We start from the raw sequence: 18,923 nt of genomic DNA, 5'->3' as shown, positions 1-18,923 counted from the left end.
TTAATAACGTTCTGTAAGCCATGTTCTGTACCATTGTACTGCAAACGACCTTTTGAGTCTCGTACACAGGTGGTAATCATCTATCTACAGATTCAAGTTGAATCTGTCTTTCTCCTCGTTCAATTCCTCAGAGAAAACGCCCCTACCATAATTTGGGTTTCTCGCTCGTGGGGTTTACCCGTTCCACTCTTTCTGTTTCCAGAAAGACTACGTCACTGTGGCACTTTTATAGGTATTCATACCATATCCGCATGGGACTTAGGTATTTTCCCGGCCGTCAACTGAATGCTAGACTCAGCTGCCCTAGCTTATGATTTCACTAGGCACGAACACTACGAGCATCGCAGCTCGTGCGAGCATGGACTTTCCTCAACGATTCGCTTTCATAAGCTCCTCGCAGCGATTACCCGAACGTCATTAATGATACTTTTTTATTATATGTATTTCTTGTTGATTATACAATGGTTTTTATTAGGAAACTACGGTACAAAATGTTAATCGTAAAGTTTATTACCAAAAACATGCTTTTCTAGATTAGATAATCTTTTTAAAATATCAAAATTGGTCGTTCCGGCAGGCTGTGCCACCGGCTGTCTTTTTGACGTATCTTCAAGCTGCTTACGAAGCCTAAGGTTCTCTTGCTGGAGATCCTCAATTTCTTGATGAAACGTTTCATAGTCTTTAATAATTAAATCTAAAAATTTATCCACATCTTCTTGTTTATAACCACGAACACCGGTTTTGAACTCTTTTTCTAAAATATCCTTAGCTGTTAATTTGACCTTATCAGCCAACATACAAATCACCTCAAGTTTAGCCAATCATTACCTATTATTTTTCCAAAAATAAATCCTTTTGTCAATTTTCTTTTACATTCTGGATTTGTGCCATCATTTCATTCATATGTCACACCCGATAATTATATTCCTTAAAAGTCAGATTTCTTGAACTGTTCTTCCTCCACTATCATTTGCAAATCGTAAAAAGTAATTAATTCAATTCGATAATCGTGCTGTTTTTGATAGTCTAATGCTAATTCATACAAATACTTAGGACTTCCCTCTTTCTCATGGTCATACAGCAGGAGCAGGCCTTCACTTTTTTCCACAAAGAATTGATTTTTCAAACGAAATTGCCAAGGTTTTTCATACCCTTTTTTCGTAATAGAATCTACGAAATCAGCTTGCCTTAAGATAGTTGAATACCACTCTTTATTGGTTTCATTCCAGTTCGATTCCTGGTCTAAAAACGGAGTTATCACCGCAAGCTTTATCTGGGGATACTCAATCTGTAATTCAAAGACCACTTCGGCAGTCCAAAGTTCTACACCTAACTGGCCACTGATTAAGATCCATTCTAATTCTTCTTCAATCATCGGCAGTAGAGCCTTTTTTATCGCTGCCTTTATATATTGTACGGATGGATGGTCCTTATTAAATACCCCTAACTCAAATGGTTTATAACCTGAAATGGCTAAAACTTTTACCAAACTCGTTCTCCTCTTTTAAAATTTTTTAAAATTGGGACAAACAATTTATTACTAAGAACATAACATATAATAAAAAGAAAATAAAAAACAAGGGCTAAACAGCCCTTGCAAGACAATCCACTTACTATGGTCTACGGCCCCTAAAAGGTCCTGGTCCTGGTCCAAAGCCCGGTCCTGCTCCTGGTCCAAACCCCGGTCCTGCTCCTGGTCCAAACCCTGGTCCTGCTCCTGGTCCAAACCCTGGTCCTGCCCCTGGTCCAAACCCTGGACCACCCATTCCACCAAAGCCAGGTGCATTTGGAAATGCATTCGGTAATGCATTTGGCATTGGTGCGATTGGAGCAGGTGCACATGTGTTACAGCAGTTAATGTGCTGATTGCAGCACTCTTCTGCACATGATGCAGTTTGCGGACAGTAATGTTTATGTTGGAACATGTGGTGGTTCACTGTGGTGGTATGAACCGGATGAATATGCGGCACCACCGTTGTTGAAAACGTATGGTTCACAATTTGCTGCGTCGGATGAATGACTGGAGGTAAAAAATTAGTTCCTAGATACATATGAAAATCTCCCTTCAAATATTCTGTTTACATTAACAGCCTATGTAAAAGGATCGACTCTTGTACTAATGAAAATACCTATTTTTCGTTTTTAGCGATGCTATTTTTATAACATAGTATAAAAGCTGTCTTTTAGACTTGTTAGCACAACGGCAGTCAAACAGACGACAATAAAAAATAAGAAAAGAATTGCTTTATACATACTACCAGCTCCATAAGTTTTATGGTCGTTTTTTCTCAACCCAATTTTCAATTTTACCTTTTTCAACTCTGATAAACAATATGGAAATGCTGGTTTTCTTAATAAAAATGTTAAAAATTTGTGTCAAAAAATCAAATACTGTTAATCATGAAATAGCTGGACAAAAATTGGTGTACGTTCGCCTAATTTAGGGTAATTTATCGTATTTTTTTTCCAAGCGTGTAAGCCTGGCTTTAAGCTGGTCAAACAATGGCTTGTTCCCATTGAATGGTTCAGCAGAGACTGAATTGATGGCTTCCTGACAAAATTTAATAGCCTTTGGAAGGTCTTTAAGCCTATGCTCAAATATCTTGGCCAGCTCAATACACGCCTCTGTTCTTATTTGCAAATCGTTGGAATCGACAACCTCCAAAAACAAATTTCGCGCGCTGCTCCAATTACGTTCTTTTTTTTGCTGATAGGCGAGGAGTAACTTTGCCTGTTTGGATGTTATATCCTGTTCTTTTGTTAGGGTCGTTAATACTTTTTTCGCTTGTTCCGTTTCTCCTAAGCTGGCAAACCAACGTCCTACTTCAAACGTTTCAGGGCGAGTTTGATTCCGGTCCATCCCCGAGAGCTGAAATGTCAGATGAGTATACAATGTAACAAGGGATAAGATGTCGATTTCATTATGTTTTAAAATACCAAGCATTCCATCAGGTTGTTTGCTTTCAATAAAATCAAAATAAATGATAGGAGCTAGATAGCCTGGTATATCATCCACTCGTTCTACACCCAATACTTCCTTTTCAACGATGGACAACTTCATTCGATCTAATTTATGTTTCCAAAGTCTTCTAGCTGCGTGAAAAAGATCAAAGTGTCCAAAGGCAGGCAGTTTTGGGACATGGTCTCTAACTAGAGTATGTCGTGTTTTTACTTGTGGCCAATCAAATGATTTGCCATTGTAAGTGACAAGAGTTCGATAGTTTACCTTCTCCAAAAAGCTTTGATATAGCGGAACCTCAGCACCTGGATTCGGCAAAATATGCTGTCTTAAAATAAGCTCATCCCCGCAAACACTGGCATAACCAAGTATAAAAATCGTATTTCCAACCCCGCCGCCAAGCCCGGTCGTTTCTGTGTCAAAAAAGAATAATTCTTCCACGCTATGCCCTTTAGACGATATTGGATGATTAATTTTATTTATATTCCAGCAATTAACTGCCGTTCGTAAATCTTGAAACTGATAGTGCCCATGCTGATAGGACAAAGGGTATCTTACTTCTCGAATTAAACAATAATTTTCATCTAAAAAATACGGAGAGACATTTTCTTGTTCCCATTTATCAAGAAAGGGGATTTTAAAAGCAGAACCCTCTGGAAGAAGTTTTGTTTCCTTTTCAGAATGAGCACCGACAGACAGATGCGGTTTTAAACGATTCAATTTGTTTTTTAAAGACATGTTGCAGCTTCCTCACCTAAACGTGGAGTTCGCAGGAACGTCTCGAGAATATTAACCGTATCATTTTTTGCTGTTTCACTAACAGTATCAGTGCCAATACAAGAAGGACATCCTGACTGACATTGACAATGGTGGATCATTTTTAAGGTTTCATTAAAAACTTCAGACATTCCTGTATATATTTTTTCACTCAGACCAATACCGCCCGGATAACGATCATAAAAGAAAATAGTCGGCTTTTCATTATGATCTGCTTTCACTTGGGGTATAACGTGGATATCCTGAGGATCAGCCATAACAAATAAGGGAGCTATATGATTAAGGGCATGCGCAGCACCAATCAGCCCCTGCTCGAGACGCTCTTGTCCCATTTCTACTAACGGTTTGCTTAATGAAATCCATGCAGCATTTGTATGAAGCTCCTCCTCTGGGAGATGAATCGGACCGGACCCAATGTTTTCATGTGTCTCAAATTTAATTTTTTTAAAAATTGTAGCCATCGCCCTGACACTGACATCACCATACCCTATTTCTGCTTCAGACAGCGTTTGAAGTTTGTCAACTTCTAAAACCTTTAATTGAACTGCCAGGTTGGCATCCGTAAAATAGTCTACATCCACCTCACGAACAAATGCCTTTTTCTCATCCCAATCAAGCTTCTCTACCTGATATTGTGTCCCTTGATGCAAGTAAATGGCCTCATCATGGAGCAGTGTCATGGCGGAAAAACGATCCATTTCACCGATGACCTTAACATGCGCTATATCTGATTGATCGACGATTATAACGTTTTCCTGTGAGGCTGAGCGTAAACTAATGTTATGAGCCGGGAACGAATCATTCATCCAGAAGAATTTTTCCCCATTTCGATAGAGCACACGCTCCTCCGCTAAGTATTCGAGTAACTCGTCCGTTTCCACATTTCCAAACAAATCACCCGTCTTAAACGGCAGTTCATAGGCAGCACATTTCATATGATCAATTAAAATAATGAGATTATCTGGATTAATTCTGGCTGTTTCAGGACTTTTATTAAAAAAATAATCAGGGTTTTGGATAATGTATTGATCAAGCGGGCTGGAACTAGCCACCATTATAACCAAAGCCTCGCCATGTCTTCTGCCTGCTCTTCCTGCTTGCTGCCAAGCACTTGAAATCGTCCCAGGATAGCCTGTCATAATACAAACCTGCAGCTGTCCAATATCCACTCCCAGTTCAAGAGCATTCGTGCTGACAACCCCATAGATGTCGCCTGAGCGCAAGCCCTTTTCAATTTTCCTTCGTTCTGTTGGTAAGTATCCGCCACGATACCCCATAATTGATTTTGAACCCAACTCATTTTTAACTAATTCCTGTAAGTAAGTCAGAATTATTTCCACTCTTACTCTGCTTCTAGCAAATACAATGGTTTGAATCTTATTTTTTAATAGTGCCCCTGCTATTTTACGAACCTCGAGTGTTGCACTTCTGCGAATATTTAATGGCTTATTCACTATTGGAGGGTTATAAAAGAGGAAATGCTTGGTTCCACTTGGTGCACCATTATTATTAATCAAAGTCATTTTCTCTTCGGTTAACTTCTCCGCAAGTTCTAAAGGATTAGCGATAGTGGCAGAGGTACATATAAACACCGGACTGCTTCCATAATAGTTGCAAATCCGCTTTAATCTTCTTATCACATTGGCAACATGACTGCCAAACACACCACGGTATGTATGGAGCTCATCAATGACCACAAATTTAAGATTCTCGAATAAGGATACCCATTTTGTATGATGCGGAAGGATCGCCGAATGAAGCATATCCGGGTTGGTAATAACTACATGTCCAGCTTTCCTTACCCTCTGCCTTATGTTTGCGGGTGTATCCCCGTCGTACGTATAACTATTTATGTCAGCGCCGGACGCTTCAATTATTTCATTAATTTCGCTTTTTTGATCTTGTGCGAGTGCTTTAGTTGGAAAAATGTACAGGGCTCGTGCATTAGGATTAGTCAAAATAGTTTGTAACACCGGCAGATTATAGCAAAGAGTCTTTCCAGAGGCAGTTGGTGTAACTGCTACAATACTGTTCCCGTTCATAATTTCATCATATGCTGATTTTTGATGAGTATAGAGCTGGTCAATCCCTCTGATCTGAAGAGATTTCTTTAAAACAGGATGAAGGTCTTCTGGCAAGTCAACAGATTGGGCTGGCTTGTTTGCAATCGTATGCCATGTGACAATATTTTCTTTAAACTCGTGATTTATTTTTAAATCTGCAAGAATTTCCTGCAGGTTTTTTTTTAGCTTCATGTCCTCACCTCATAATTCTTATTTTACCGAATAGACGTTCGTTATTAAAGATATAAAACAAAATTTAATTCATTTACAGGATTGTAACCTTTTACCATCATGATAGAGTAAACGTCCAGACCATATTTTGTTACAATATAAAAAGAATGAACTCGATTTGAAAGGTGATTATATGAAAATTGAAGATATTAAACGGGTACTAGGTGATTTTACCCTTTTCCGAGAATTAAACCATTTCGAATTGGAAAAAATAGCAAATATTTCAATTGCCAGGGAGTGGAAAAAACATAGTCATGTCTTTCTCCAAGGCGATCGACTCGAAAACGTCTATTTTATTTTCGATGGAAAAATAAAAATCTATAAAAGTGATCTAAGTGGTAAAGAGCAAATTGTAGCCATTGCAAAAAAAGGAGAAATGTTCCCCCATGTTGGGTTCTTTAGACAAGGCGATTATCCTGCCTATGCAGAAGTGCTAGATCCCTCTACCCTGATTGCAGTTCCTATTTCCAAATTTGAAAAGGTATTAATCGAAAATCCTGAGCTCTGTATTAAAGTGTTTAAGGTACTTGGAGAGAAAATTGTTGATTTACAAAATCGCCTAGAGGAACAGATTTTAAACAATACATATGAACAAATTGTTAAGCTTCTTATTCGTCTAGCTCAGAAACATGGAATTGAACAGGCAGATGGTACGATTCATCTAAAATCAGAGTTTACGAATAGAGATCTTGCCAATATGATTGGAACCACGAGAGAAACTATTAGCCGGACATTGACTAAGATGAAAAAAGAGGAATTAATACAACTAGACGCTGAAGGAAACATGATCCTGAATATAACTATACTGATGCAGGAATTAAATCTACTATTATAAAAAACACGTATCTTTTAGGGAGGCACTGATTAAGTCCCTTAAATTTTAGTTGTGTATGTAATTTGTCTGTTGATTTCCGCTCCAGGCGCGAGCGGTTCGCGGGCGTGCCGGGGAGCCTCCTCGGCGCCGAAAGCGCCGGCGGGGGGCTCCCGTCCCGTACTCCCCCGCAGGAGTCTTCGCCGCCTTCCGCTCCAATCAACAGAGTCCTTTTACTTAGTCTAAATTTAAAAAGGTATAATTTCTCATCATTAAGAGAGAATTATACCTTTTTTGGTATTACTTTAAGATTCTTAATAACCGAAGGTTTTGCAGTGCCCTACTTTTAAGTCCGCGTTTTCTTATGTTAATTACAGCTGAAGCATCTCTTCCATATCTTCTTTCGCTGTACCGATTAATTTAAGATTAAAAGTATCCTGAAGGACCTGAAGAACTCCTTCTGAGATAAATTCAGGAGGTTTAGGCCCAATTCTAATGTCCTTAATCCCCAAACTGAAAAGACCTAGCAGAATGGCTACTGCTTTTTGCTCAAACCAAGATAAGACGATACTTACTGGTAATTCATTGACTTCACAGCCGAACGCGTCCGCTAATGCTAAGGCAATCTTCACGGTTGAACCAGAATTATTACATTGACCTAAATCGATATATCTAGGGATATTTGTTCCAGGTACTACCCCATAATCGACATCATTAAAGCGGAATTTACCGCAGGAAGTCGTTAAAATAACTGTTTCCGGAGGAAGTGATGTAGCCAGCTCTCTGTAGTACTCCCCACCTTTACCAGGTGCATCACACCCTGCAATGACAAAGAAACGTTTGATTTTACCTGCTTTCACCGCGTCAATTACCTCTGGCGCCAAACCTAGAACTGTTTCATGGTGAAAACCTGTAAGTAATGTTTCGTCAGATTCTATCGCTGCTTCAGGTAGTTCTAAAGCCCGGTTAATTAATGATGTAAAATCATCATTGATAATTTTCTCCACATTCTCGAGTCCCGTAACTTCATAGGAGAACATCCGATCAGCATACGTGCCTTTAATCGGCATTACGCAGTTGGTTGTAGCTAGAATCGCTCCAGGGAACTTTTCAAATAAACGACGTTGATCGTACCAAGCTTTACCAATATTCCCTTTTAGATGAGAATATTTTTTCAGGGCAGGATAGCCATGTGCAGGCAGCATTTCAGAGTGTGTATAAATATTAATACCTTTTCCTTCGGTTTGCTTTAATAATTCCTCTAAGGCAAATAGGTTATGCCCGGTAACAACAATACACTTGCCTTCAATCTTATTTTGACTAACGCGGATTGGTTCAGGAATTCCCAATCGTTTCGTATGGGCCTCATCGAGCATTTCCATAACGCGGACAGCAGATTGGCCCACCTTCATAGCCATGTCAATATGTTCCTGTACGTTAAAGTTTGAATTAGTTAATGTCATGTAAAGTGCTTCGTGTGTTGTCGCATCGACAAACGGGTCCGTATACCCAAGTTGATTGGCATGTGTTCTGTAAGCTGCAATTCCTTTTAACCCAAAAATAATCGTATCTTGTAAGCTGGCGATTGTTTCATCTTTACCGCAAACACCGATCACCTTACATCCGCCGGTAGGTGTTTGTTCACATTGATAACAGAACATGTAGCTTCCCCTCTTCCATTATATTTCCTTACTAGCGTACAAATTTTTACACTCCACTAGTGTGATTCAAATCACAACAATTGAGTTTGTAACAAAAAGTTCAATAAATTGTGACGAACATATGTCGGCACCTACCTATTTTTCTAAGCATATGATGTAGAGTAAAATAATGGAAAGAGAGGGAATAAACATGTCATCCATGCCTCCGAGTGATAAAAATAACCATAAATCCCCACTATCAGAACCTTTCAGGGATTTAATCAAATCAATGAATGACTTATTCACTGATAAACCGATGCGGGGATTTTTACAATCAATTGATGATTTTTTTAAAACTCCTTTTCCTACAGCGGCAGGTTTTCATGTTGATACAGTAGAAACAGGCAAGGAATATATTATTTCTGCTGAGCTGCCAGGTGTCAAGAAGGAGCAAATCCAATTAAATATTACAGGAAACTATTTAACCATCTCAGTTGAAAATAGCGAATTAGAAACAGAGGAAAACGAACTTACCCATGTTTATCGTCGGAAATACTCCCGTCAGCAAGCTGCTAGGACGATCTCCCTGCCACATACGATCAACGAGAAATTGGTTAGAGCTTCGTATCGTGATGGCTTATTGCAAATCCGTATTCCTCAGGAAAAAGGAAAAGTAATAGATATAGAAGAATAAATTGCCATGTTTAAGTTTCCTTAATATAAAAAAAGACGGCTGCCAATAGTAAGTAGTTCAGTTATCGAGTAGAAAATTAAAATGCAAAACTGAGCTATCAACCTAATTAAACACTGCTTTTTTACGAAAATTAGCAAAAAAACGCTTGGGAAACCGAGCGTTTTTTATAACGTGTCGGAAAACTTATTTGTAAGAAGATTTCCTGACTTCGGACAGAACTGAAGTCATTTAGCCATCTGCGCGTCAGAAGATGCCTCGACTTCGGACAGGACTGAAGAATTTAGCCATCTGCTGTCAGAAGATGCCTCGACTTTGAACAGGGCTGAAGTAATTTAACCATCTGCTGTCAGAAGATGCCTCGACTTCGGACAGAACTGAAGTAATTTAGCCATCTGCTGTCAGAAGATGCCTAGACTTTGGACAGGGCTGAAGTAATTTAACCATCTGCTGTCAGAAGATGCCTAGACTTTGGACAGGGCTGAAGTAATTTAACCATCTGCTGTCAGAAGATGCCTCGACTTCGGACAGGACTGAAGTAATTTAGCCATCTGCTGTCAGAAGATGCCTCGACTTCGGACAGAATTGAAGTAATTTAGCCATCTGCTGTCAGAAGATGCCTCGACTTCGGACAGAACTGATATAATTTTTCCTCAAACTGTTCAAGGCTGCCCTATTTTCCGACACTTCTGCCCGTCTGATGTTTTGTGCAGCAAGCGTAAATTAAAGTTACTTATCATTTACCTTATTTGAATCAAAACTAGGAAATTAGCATCACGTTTGTCGCATCAAATAACATCTGACCAATAACTATTGTCCATATACTAATTTATATGCCATTTTTATTGCTAGTTTAGATATAATTCCATTCAAGCCTTGATATCTCAACAAAAATGAATAGTCCAACTCTATTGTGAATTGGACTGAAAAATACAGTTATAATTTAGTTTTTCTACCTTAAAACTGAACTACTTACTGCCAATAGCCGTCTTTTTTATTCACTGAAATGATTTAAATTTTAAAGATACCCCCAAATCCTTTAACAAGCGAGGATACTTGGTTTACTGCATTCATCATTTGCCCTGCTGTATTCACCATTTTATTAATATCCACAGATCCATCTTGTGATTTAAAGGAATTGATTAACGATTGCATTCCACCTGGTTGTTTTGGCATAAAACTGTTTTTAGGATAGGGATTCATTACTGGATAACCATTCATCGGCATGTATGACTGTTGAACCAATTCATCCTTGGGCTGCAAGGGGTTATGAAAGAGAAACTGGTTATCCTTTTGCTTATATTGAGTTTGATGAGGCATATTTTGTTGTACAAAGCCCGGTTGATAGGTTTGACCAAATGTCTGCATTTGCTGTGGGTAATAAGGGTTGGGCGGGTAATAGGGCAACATATTAAAGTTCTGTGGTTGAGTCTGATATGGATTCGTCGGCTGATTCCTATTCAAATAGACTTGAGGGTTCATTTGTTGTTGTGTCATTGGTACTTGGTGCATCATTTGCCCCGAGTATCCATGATGAACGAAATGTTTTGGTCTTGTTTTACCAAACATGGGCAAACATCTCCTCTTTATTATTCTCTATTACACATTATGAAAATTAGAGATGAATGGTGATTCTAAGTGTGGGTTTGTCAATGTCAGATTCACGGGAATTTTGTCTAAAGTTTAAATATTTTAAAAACTAGGAATCCTATCTTTTCATGATACGATTAACAAAAGGGTGAAGGAGGAGCTATTTATGGACATTCACGAATTAAAAAGCAAATTTATTCAAAGTCGGGATTACAACACAGATGACGTTAATGCCTTATTGGATTTTGCAAAGAAAGTGTATATTCATAATGAAATTAGTATAAAAGAATATCGCGTTCTTGTCCGCGAGCTTGAGAACCAAGGTGCGGTTATACCTGAAACTAATCATGAAGACTCCCTCATCGAACATTCATAAACTAATTGGCAGCTGAATACTCTAGCGCCACTCGTCTGCTGTTATTTATTTGAAGGCAGAAAGAAAATTTAATCTATCCTAAAGAGATGCGATTTACCTGCATCTCTTTCTATTTTTTCACTTCTTTTATTACTTCCGCAAGAACAAATTCTACCGACCGTTGTGTATTTAAAAATCTTGATTTACTTGTCTCAGGAAAAAAAGACTGAACAGAGATTTGATCAATATGGGCAGAGGTTGTATCAATTTGTGTGACATGGAGGTGTAAAGTATTCGCAGTGGGAAGCCATTTCTTCATGGCCTTATTCCATTTTTCATTTAACTCCTTTACTTCATCTGCAAATGGTTTAATATCCTTATAAAAATCATATGTTCGTCCTGTCTCTCTGCCTTCTCGATAGTTCTTTAAAAATAGATTATTATAATGTAAAAGTTTTTCCGTTAAGTGAAGAATTTCATCTGTCATGATCTCTTTAACCCCTTTAATGTCCAAAATAAAAAAGTAGCAAAGGTAGAATGCTACTTTTAACCATATTATTATTTTAGCGCTATTTAAAAACCTAATTCAAGCTTTAATGATGGAGGAATCGTTCCAAGGTTAGTATCAAGGATTTCTTGATGAGGCATCGGGTTCATTTTTGCTGATCTCCCCTCAATATCTGAAAGGCACTGAAGTGTTACTGTTAATTTTTCTTGTTCCTCACTTTTTATTTGAAGGCGTTCGTCGGAGAAAGAGGCTTCTAGAACAGACTCCAATTCTTCTAATTGATCATATATTTCAGTTAGCATCGTAAGCATTTTTTCTTTTTCGGACATTGGTATAGTCATTACAAATCCCTCCTCACGAATATCTATTACGTATTATTCTCCTTCCCTTTTCAGCCTCCTTCAAGCTTGACAAAACTAGAAGCAATTCGGCAAAGAAAGTGTTAAAACATCATGATTGATAATCTTTTTCGACATAATCATAAGTTCGCATGAAAAATCACTGAACCGCACATGCTAATATTGGAGGTGTTTTTAATGGCGAAAAAAAATAATCCAACAAGCAAGCAAACAAAAGCAGTCACAGAGCAAAAAACAGGCTATGGGGATAAAAAGCTTGAAGGACCAAACCGTCCTGCTGAGTAAAGCCAAAAGCGGAAACGCCTTGATCAGGGGCGACAGGCATAAGACGAGGCGGCGAGAAGGCTGCTCTTTAGCCTTCTTATTGACGGATTGGCTTATGCCCCCGAGCCCCTAGGCGCTGGACGTGTCTCACTCCAATAAAGTTGAATTAAGTGTTTCTTCTATAATTCACTAAAAAAGCAAGGAACCGTCCTTGCTTTTTTTATTTCCACTTTTTTAGCTTAAGTGTTTTTTGAAGGGAAAGTACTAAATGAAGCTGATTTGATTTATTAATGTACCAGTCCGTAAGATGGATAGGATGATGATGGCGGGCAGGTAAATGCAGCCAGGCCGGGGAAATGAGTCGCTGTCTACTCCAATCCTGATATTTATGTTGGTGATGCTCAATAACTGGAAAAGTTGTTCTAAGTAGTGGCGTTTTCCTGCCTGTCTTTATTTTAAAGTATTGCTCATAATCATTTCTTGAACCAGTATGCGGGTTCTTTTCAGCAAACTCAAAAAAATAAGGAAACAGCCGTGGATGAAAAAGGATACTAGCCAGCCTCTTCCCTAAATTGATTCGCTTAGATAGGGATTTAAAACCATTAACACTGGCCCCATACACCTCCCCTCCACAAGTAGGAAAAAGAACGCAGCTGAAGTGAAGCCAATCTTGAAAAGAAAAAAGGATGGAACGGAAGACCTTTGTTTTATATACAGGATGTTCTATCACAGGTGTTTGAATTACATTTTGTTCATTAATAATTAACGCCCTTGTTAATCTTTCCTTATCGTTTTCTTTCCAATAACGCTCCCACTCTTTTTGAATAAATGCTGACACATGAAAATAGGGAAGTAAGTGAAACATAGGCCGATTTAATTTCGTCGAATATTGATAAAGCAGAAGCTGGGGAAAAACGTCATGAAATATAAGCCAATTGGCCCGCTCATATGTCAGAAATAACTGTTTCCTCATTTTTGGTTCTAAAATTTCCGGGAAAATGTCACCTTCGAGATCACACATATTCCAGCCGCCGTTTCGTGAAACCATACTTGCTAGAAAAGACCAAATAATATCCTGATGATGTTTAAAATAGGAAAAATAGGCATCTGTTCGCGTAATATTATCAATATTTCTTTTTTTTGTTTCACTTACAATTTGACGAATGATTGATTGTTCCTGTATCGTAAGATGATTCATATTCATCTTCCTTATTTTTGATAGAGTTTTAATTTTGCGTTAAAATCTTTACTAAAATCGAATCATGTCTAAGTTTGGCATTCAAGGTACAATTATAATTAGCGTGTGTAAGCCATTTTATTTTTATACACCCCCATATGAACAAAGATTTGGTATGATAAGGATTAGCTTGAGAGGTGTAAAACGATGAATCTTAACTATCCGAATGGAAAAAAGTACAAGCCAAAAGAACTTCCGAAAGACACTAATGTGAAAAATATTAAAAATGGATCTTATAGTAATCGGGGTATGACACTAGAGGAAGATTTAAATGAAACGAATCAGTATTACCGAGAAAGAAAAATTGCAGTCATACATAAAAAGCCCACCCCTGTTCAAATCGTTCAGGTGGATTATCCCAATAGAAGTGCTGCCGTTATAAAAGAGGCATACTTTAAACTAGCCTCGACAACGGATTATAATGGGGTATATAAAGGTAAATATGTTGATTTTGAAGCAAAGGAAACTCAAAATCCCACCTCATTTCCATTAAAGAATTTCCATCAACACCAAATACAACATATGGAAGAGGTTATGGGTCAAGGAGGAATTTGTTTTGTTATTCTCAGGTTTACAAAATTTGAACAGGTATATCTGCTCGAAGCCCGACACTTGCTGCATTTTTGGGAGCGAATGATAAATGGAGGAAGAAAATCCATTACGAAAGAAGAGATTGAACAAAAGGGCTACCACATACCGCTTGGATTTCAACCAAGAATTGACTATATTAAAATCATAGATCTACTAGAAAAACTTTAATTTTTTCATAGAGCGTAGAAAGGAAGGAAATTATTATGCCTGAACAATACAAATCAAGAGAGGAGCGCAGGAAGCAACTCCAATCCAAAGGTAAGAAAAATAAGCAGCAAAAACCCCGCGGACTATTTAAGAAGATTTTTCTAAGTCTAGTTGTCCTCGGAATAATAGGAATACTTGCCGGAGTGGGGACTTTCGCTTATTTTGTTAAGGATGCTCCCAAACTTGATCCAAAATTACTAAAAGATCCTATCCCTTCAAAGATTTTAGATAAAAATGATAAGTTGATTACTGAAGTAGGTGCTGTAAATCGAGAATATGTAAACTATAAAGACATTCCTAAAATACTTGAAGATGCTGTGTTAGCAACAGAAGACTATCGATTCTATAAGCACCATGGCATTGATCCAATACGTCTCGGCGGCGCCATTTTAGCCAACTTCCAGCACGGATTTGGTGCGGAAGGCGGAAGTACGATCACGCAGCAAGTAGTTAAAAATGCTTTTTTAACTCAACAAAAGACGTTAAAACGGAAGGTTCAAGAAGCGTGGCTTGCCTATCAACTTGAGCAGCAATATACAAAACACCAGATCTTTGAAATGTATGTAAATAAAGTGTACGTATCAGAAAACAGCCATGGTCTTGCTACAGCAGCCAAAATCTACTACGGTAAGGAATTAAAGGACCTTTCCCTGGCAGAAGCGGCGCAAATTGCCGGAATGCCCCAAAGTCCTAATAACTATAATCCATTTGAGCATGCTGATTTAGCAGAAAAAAGACGTAATATCGTTTTATCATTAATGTATCAGCATGGATATATATCAAAGCAGCAAATGCAAGAAGCTGAAAAGGTTTCTGTAGCAAAAGATGTGCTGCCAATTGAAAAACGGCAAGTTGATGATAATAAAACCTATAACTCATTTGTGGATGCGGTTATTAATGAAGTCAACGATACAACTGATTTTGATATTTATACGGATGGACTAACGATCTATACAACACTAGACAGAGATGCTCAATTACATGTTAATGAAATCCTAGATACTAAGGATTCTAACATTATCCCTTACCCTGATGATAAGTTTCAAGCTGGTATTGTCCTCCTTGATACAAAGACCTCAGAAATTCGGGCAATTGGTGGAGGAAGAAATCAACAGGTACAACGTGGATTTAATTATGCTACCGGTACGAGACGACAGCCTGGCTCTACGATCAAGCCGGTGCTCGATTATGGTCCAGCGATTGAATATTTAAATTGGGGCACTTATGAAATGATTAACGATAAGCCAATTACTTATTCATCCGGTAAGAAATTTGGAAACTGGGATCAGAAGTATAAGGGGCCAATGACCATTAGAACCGCACTGCAATTATCACGTAACAGTCCCGCTGTTCAGGCACTCCAGCAGGTTGGCCTTGATAAAGCAAAAGACTTTGCGGTTAATCTTGGCATTCCCTTAAAAGAAATTTACGAATCCTATGCCATCGGCGGCTTTGAAACTGGGGTTTCTCCACTTCAAATGGCCGGAGCCTATGCTGCTTTTGGAAATAACGGATTTTACACTAAACCACATTCAGTTAGGAAAATTAAGCTCCGAGACGGCACCATGATTGACACAGCTCCTAAACCAAAAGTGGTGATGAAAGATTCGACTGCCTTTATGGTTACTGATATGTTGAAGAGTGTGCTTGTATCTCCTGGGACAGGAACAAGGGCCAAAGTGCCTGGGCTTCCAATAGCAGGAAAAACAGGAACAACAAACTATACAGATCAAGAAATGGCTGAATGGAATATAAATAGCAGTTCTGTTCCAGATGCTTGGTTTACTGGCTATACAACCAATTATACTGCATCCATCTGGACGGGATATGAAAGCAGAAAAACCCCAATTACTGCTGAGGGCAGCAATCAAAGAATTGCTCAGCTGCTATTTAAGAATTTAATGGCTTATGTATCTAAGGACATTAACACTCCAGATTTTACAATGCCGAATAGTGTCCAAAAGGTTAGAATTGAAAAAGGCACCATGCCTGCTGTATTGGCTAGTAAGTATACACCTAGTAGTCAGGTATCAATTGAATACGCAGTTAAAGGGCATGCACCTAAAAGAGTATCTGAAAAATATAACAAACTTTCAGCACCTGCAAATGTTACTGCTAAATATGATATTACTAGTGGAAATGTTGTCGTTTCCTGGAATTATAACAATGCTGCAAACAAAGGTATCCAATTTGATGTCACGATTGACGGTACCAATTCGAATCATTCTGTTCAGGATGGCAATAGCATAACCTTTAAAGGTAATCCAGGAGAAAAATATACTATTTCCATCTTTGCCTTCACCGGAACTAATAAGAGTGATGCTGTTCATACTTCGATTGATATTCCACAGAGTGAAGGACAGACAGACCAAGGAACAGGAACTAACCCAGGGAATGGAAATGGAAATGAAAACGGGAACGGTACTGGCAATGGCAATGGAACAGGTACTGGTACTGAGAACGGCAATGGAACAGGTACTGGTACTGAGAACGGCAATGGAACAGGTACTGGTACTGAAAACGGCAATGGGACCGGCAATGGCAATGGGACTGGTACTGAAAACGGCAATAATACCGGAAATGAAACCGGGAATACGAATGGCAATAGCAATGGGACTGGAAACGGAAGTAATAATGGGAATACCGGTAACAGTAACCCAGGAGGGACTACTCCCCCGGTTACAACCCCTGTAACCCCTCCTAGCAGTCAAAGTACTGGAAATCGCGGGGAAACAAATAGTCAATAAACTAAAAAATCGTCTAGGTTAAAGCCTAGACGATTTTTTTACTATATTGCTCTTTACAAATTGCTTTTCCTGCTCATGCATTAATTCAGAAAGCTGCCGATACGAATGGTATAAACCAGGTCTTGAAATAATAAAATCGATTCTTTCTTCAAGATTAACTGGCTTAAATAAAAACTGGTCATAGTTTATTTTATTACCATTACTAGATAAGAAGATTTCATTATTCGTAAGATATAAAAATTGCAGGAAAAGGTTAATTCCCTTTTTCATCCATTCTTTTGTGTTTTTTTGATCACGAGCGCGAAATAATGGTGCAAGTTGGCTTTGGATACTTTCCCATTCACCAAGTATTGCTGCTGCTGCTTCTCGCCGATTATTCATTCACTGCAGCCTTCCCTTTCATTCTCTTTTTACCTTCCCGACATAGCTCTAATAATGGACAGCTTGGACATTGTGGATTTTGGGCCTTGCAATGATATCTTCCAAAAAAGATTAATCGATGATGTGTTAGGGACCATTCATCCTTTGGAACCTTCTTCATTAACGTTTTCTCCACTTCGAGAACGGAATCCTTCCAACGGCAAATTCCAAGGCGTTTACTAACCCTTTCCACATGTGTATCTACTGCAATCGCTGGTATATTAAAGGCTACAGAAACGACGACATTGGCCGTTTTTCTGCCCACCCCTGGCAGTTTAGTCAACTCATCTCGATCGATTGGAAGAATACCGTTATATTCTTCTAATAACATTCGACATAAACTCTGAATATTTTTTGCTTTATTCCGATATAGGCCAATAGAGCGAATATCATTTTGAAGTTCTTCAAGTGATACGTTTAAGTAATCTTCCGGAGTTTTATATTTCTCAAATAAACCCTTAGTTACTTTATTTACAAGGGCATCGGTACATTGTGCCGATAATGAAACAGCGATAACAAGTTCAAAAGGATTAGTGTGGTTCAACTCACAATGTGCATCTGGGAACATGTTCCCCATTTCATCTAAGCAATAACGAATTTGAGTATTATTCAGCAATGATCTCACCTGCTACTTATAAAATGAAAGAAAACGAGAGTAGTTCCCCTCGTTCAATTGACAATTATTTCTGCTCTAGCCAGTTATAAAAAGGGACTGATGGCTGATGGTCTTCGTTCTTACTTTGGGTCTTTTCAGTTTGTTTTTGTCGAAACTTACGTCCATGATTTTTAGCTTGTTCAATGGTTTTAATCCCATTTTTCTTCCACTCAAAAAGGATTCGATCAATGTAACGGAAGTTTAATTTTCCTGACATAACAGCCTCACGAAGCGCAGCTTTAATGATAATTGGGTCATGATGGTCATCGTCCATCCACATCCCAAGCGATTCACATTCGAATGGAGAAAGTGGACGGCCAAATTCTTTTTCGAAACAAGTATATACGTCGGTTTCTTCCGTTTTTTGTTCAGCTTGTCTTGTTACTTGGTTATTTAACAAAAACTGCTCCACTAGTTTTTCCCACAATGGCTTAACAGAATATTTTTCATAGCGGATGCCTTCATTACTATATTGATCAATTATCTCAATAAAACCTCTTTGTATCAGCCTTCTCAGCATGTCATTACACTCAGCAATCGATACTGTCATTAAACCTGAAAGCTCTTCTGGAGTAGGAAATTCATTTCCTTTTTCGATAAAAGTAATAATATTTAATAAAAGAACAAGTTCCGTCTCATTTAAGTTCAGATTTCGATATTCTGAAAACAGCAATGTAGGAATCGTAATATTCCCTTCCTGCATCCAGGCTACTATATTTGATTTCATATGTTTCTACACCTCTTGATTAGTATAACATGAACCATCTAATCGAGTAAGAGGATTAGGAATCCATCTTTGGAAAGGAAAAACAAAAAGC

At 38.3% G+C, this 18,923-nt stretch carries 18 protein-coding genes and 1 other RNA gene; 5 read left to right on the top strand and 14 right to left on the bottom strand.

The window, feature by feature from the left end:
- Positions 1-9 precede the first annotated feature (9 nt).
- From rnpB to ACZ9EE_RS25670, 6 genes are all read right to left on the bottom strand, one after another.
- Positions 10-415, bottom strand: an RNA gene (gene rnpB / locus ACZ9EE_RS25695) — RNase P RNA component class B.
- 79 nt (positions 416-494) lie between these two features.
- Positions 495-797, bottom strand: a complete 303-nt coding sequence (gene gpsB / locus ACZ9EE_RS25690) for a cell division regulator GpsB (protein ID WP_335498047.1) — start codon at positions 795-797, stop codon at positions 495-497.
- Positions 798-928: 131 nt separating this feature from the next.
- Positions 929-1,489 carry an SLOG family protein gene (locus ACZ9EE_RS25685; protein ID WP_476031446.1) on the bottom strand — a complete coding sequence of 187 codons (561 nt, stop codon included), beginning with the start codon at positions 1,487-1,489 and terminating at the stop codon, positions 929-931.
- Between the two features lie 124 nt (positions 1,490-1,613).
- Entirely contained in the window at positions 1,614-2,051 is a 438-nt protein-coding gene (locus tag ACZ9EE_RS25680; protein ID WP_476031445.1) for a CotD family spore coat protein, read from the bottom strand.
- A gap of 389 nt (positions 2,052-2,440) precedes the next feature.
- Complete coding sequence (locus ACZ9EE_RS25675; protein WP_476031444.1) at positions 2,441-3,679, bottom strand: ribonuclease H-like domain-containing protein; 1,239 nt, start codon at positions 3,677-3,679, stop codon at positions 2,441-2,443.
- 8 nt (positions 3,680-3,687) lie between these two features.
- Positions 3,688-5,991 (bottom strand): DEAD/DEAH box helicase, encoded by a 2,304-nt coding sequence (locus ACZ9EE_RS25670; protein WP_476031443.1) that lies wholly within the window; start codon positions 5,989-5,991, stop codon positions 3,688-3,690.
- A gap of 172 nt (positions 5,992-6,163) precedes the next feature.
- Here ACZ9EE_RS25670 and ACZ9EE_RS25665 point away from each other — a divergent pair, with 172 nt between their 5' ends.
- Positions 6,164-6,865: a Crp/Fnr family transcriptional regulator gene (locus ACZ9EE_RS25665; protein ID WP_476031442.1), complete on the top strand. Its 702-nt coding sequence runs from the start codon at positions 6,164-6,166 to the stop codon at positions 6,863-6,865.
- A 347-nt stretch (positions 6,866-7,212) separates the two neighbouring features.
- Here ACZ9EE_RS25665 and hcp read toward each other — a convergent pair whose 3' ends face one another.
- Positions 7,213-8,502 carry a hydroxylamine reductase gene (gene hcp, locus ACZ9EE_RS25660; protein ID WP_476031441.1) on the bottom strand — a complete coding sequence of 430 codons (1,290 nt, stop codon included), beginning with the start codon at positions 8,500-8,502 and terminating at the stop codon, positions 7,213-7,215.
- 190 nt (positions 8,503-8,692) lie between these two features.
- On the opposite strand from hcp, the gene ACZ9EE_RS25655 reads away from it, so the two are divergent.
- Positions 8,693-9,175, top strand: a complete 483-nt coding sequence (locus ACZ9EE_RS25655) for an Hsp20/alpha crystallin family protein (RefSeq protein ID WP_476031440.1) — start codon at positions 8,693-8,695, stop codon at positions 9,173-9,175.
- A gap of 1,008 nt (positions 9,176-10,183) precedes the next feature.
- Here ACZ9EE_RS25655 and ACZ9EE_RS25650 read toward each other — a convergent pair.
- Positions 10,184-10,741: a YppG family protein gene (locus ACZ9EE_RS25650; protein WP_476031439.1), complete on the bottom strand. Its 558-nt coding sequence runs from the start codon at positions 10,739-10,741 to the stop codon at positions 10,184-10,186.
- Positions 10,742-10,928: 187 nt separating this feature from the next.
- Here ACZ9EE_RS25650 and ACZ9EE_RS25645 point away from each other — a divergent pair, with 187 nt between their 5' ends.
- The gene (locus tag ACZ9EE_RS25645; RefSeq protein WP_215043056.1) at positions 10,929-11,138 is read left to right on the top strand and encodes a YppF family protein; all 210 of its coding nucleotides are present in this window, start codon (positions 10,929-10,931) and stop codon (positions 11,136-11,138) included.
- A 109-nt stretch (positions 11,139-11,247) separates the two neighbouring features.
- Here the strand turns inward: ACZ9EE_RS25645 and ACZ9EE_RS25640 are convergent, their stop codons facing one another.
- The 3 genes from ACZ9EE_RS25640 to ACZ9EE_RS25630 all read right to left on the bottom strand — a co-directional run bounded on the left by ACZ9EE_RS25640 (position 11,248) and on the right by ACZ9EE_RS25630 (position 13,446).
- Positions 11,248-11,604 carry a YppE family protein gene (locus tag ACZ9EE_RS25640; RefSeq protein ID WP_476031438.1) on the bottom strand — a complete coding sequence of 119 codons (357 nt, stop codon included), beginning with the start codon at positions 11,602-11,604 and terminating at the stop codon, positions 11,248-11,250.
- An 86-nt stretch (positions 11,605-11,690) separates the two neighbouring features.
- On the bottom strand, positions 11,691-11,966 hold the full coding sequence (locus ACZ9EE_RS25635; protein ID WP_476031437.1) for a hypothetical protein: 276 nt from the start codon (positions 11,964-11,966) through the stop codon (positions 11,691-11,693).
- 502 nt (positions 11,967-12,468) lie between these two features.
- Positions 12,469-13,446 (bottom strand): DUF2515 domain-containing protein, encoded by a 978-nt coding sequence (locus ACZ9EE_RS25630; RefSeq protein ID WP_476031436.1) that lies wholly within the window; start codon positions 13,444-13,446, stop codon positions 12,469-12,471.
- Positions 13,447-13,632: 186 nt separating this feature from the next.
- Between ACZ9EE_RS25630 and recU the strand changes: the two genes are divergently transcribed.
- Both recU and ACZ9EE_RS25620 read left to right on the top strand, forming a co-directional pair.
- The gene (gene recU / locus ACZ9EE_RS25625) at positions 13,633-14,244 is read left to right on the top strand and encodes a Holliday junction resolvase RecU (RefSeq protein WP_476031435.1); all 612 of its coding nucleotides are present in this window, start codon (positions 13,633-13,635) and stop codon (positions 14,242-14,244) included.
- A gap of 35 nt (positions 14,245-14,279) precedes the next feature.
- A complete protein-coding gene (locus ACZ9EE_RS25620; protein WP_476031434.1) occupies positions 14,280-17,030 on the top strand; it encodes a PBP1A family penicillin-binding protein in 2,751 nt (916 codons plus the stop codon).
- Positions 17,031-17,048: 18 nt separating this feature from the next.
- Here the strand turns inward: ACZ9EE_RS25620 and ACZ9EE_RS25615 are convergent, their stop codons facing one another.
- The 3 genes from ACZ9EE_RS25615 to ACZ9EE_RS25605 form a co-directional block, all read right to left on the bottom strand.
- Positions 17,049-17,411, bottom strand: a complete 363-nt coding sequence (locus tag ACZ9EE_RS25615; RefSeq protein ID WP_476031433.1) for a YpoC family protein — start codon at positions 17,409-17,411, stop codon at positions 17,049-17,051.
- Positions 17,404-18,066, bottom strand: a complete 663-nt coding sequence (nth, locus tag ACZ9EE_RS25610) for an endonuclease III (RefSeq protein WP_476031432.1) — start codon at positions 18,064-18,066, stop codon at positions 17,404-17,406. Before nth ends, ACZ9EE_RS25615 begins: the two co-directional genes overlap by 8 nt.
- A 64-nt stretch (positions 18,067-18,130) precedes the next feature.
- The gene (locus ACZ9EE_RS25605; RefSeq protein ID WP_476031431.1) at positions 18,131-18,832 is read right to left on the bottom strand and encodes a DnaD domain-containing protein; all 702 of its coding nucleotides are present in this window, start codon (positions 18,830-18,832) and stop codon (positions 18,131-18,133) included.
- Positions 18,833-18,923 lie beyond the last annotated feature (91 nt).

This window comes from Bacillus sp. URHA0034, assembly GCF_056280405.1.
This window is presented reverse-complemented; position numbering and strand designations above follow the sequence as displayed.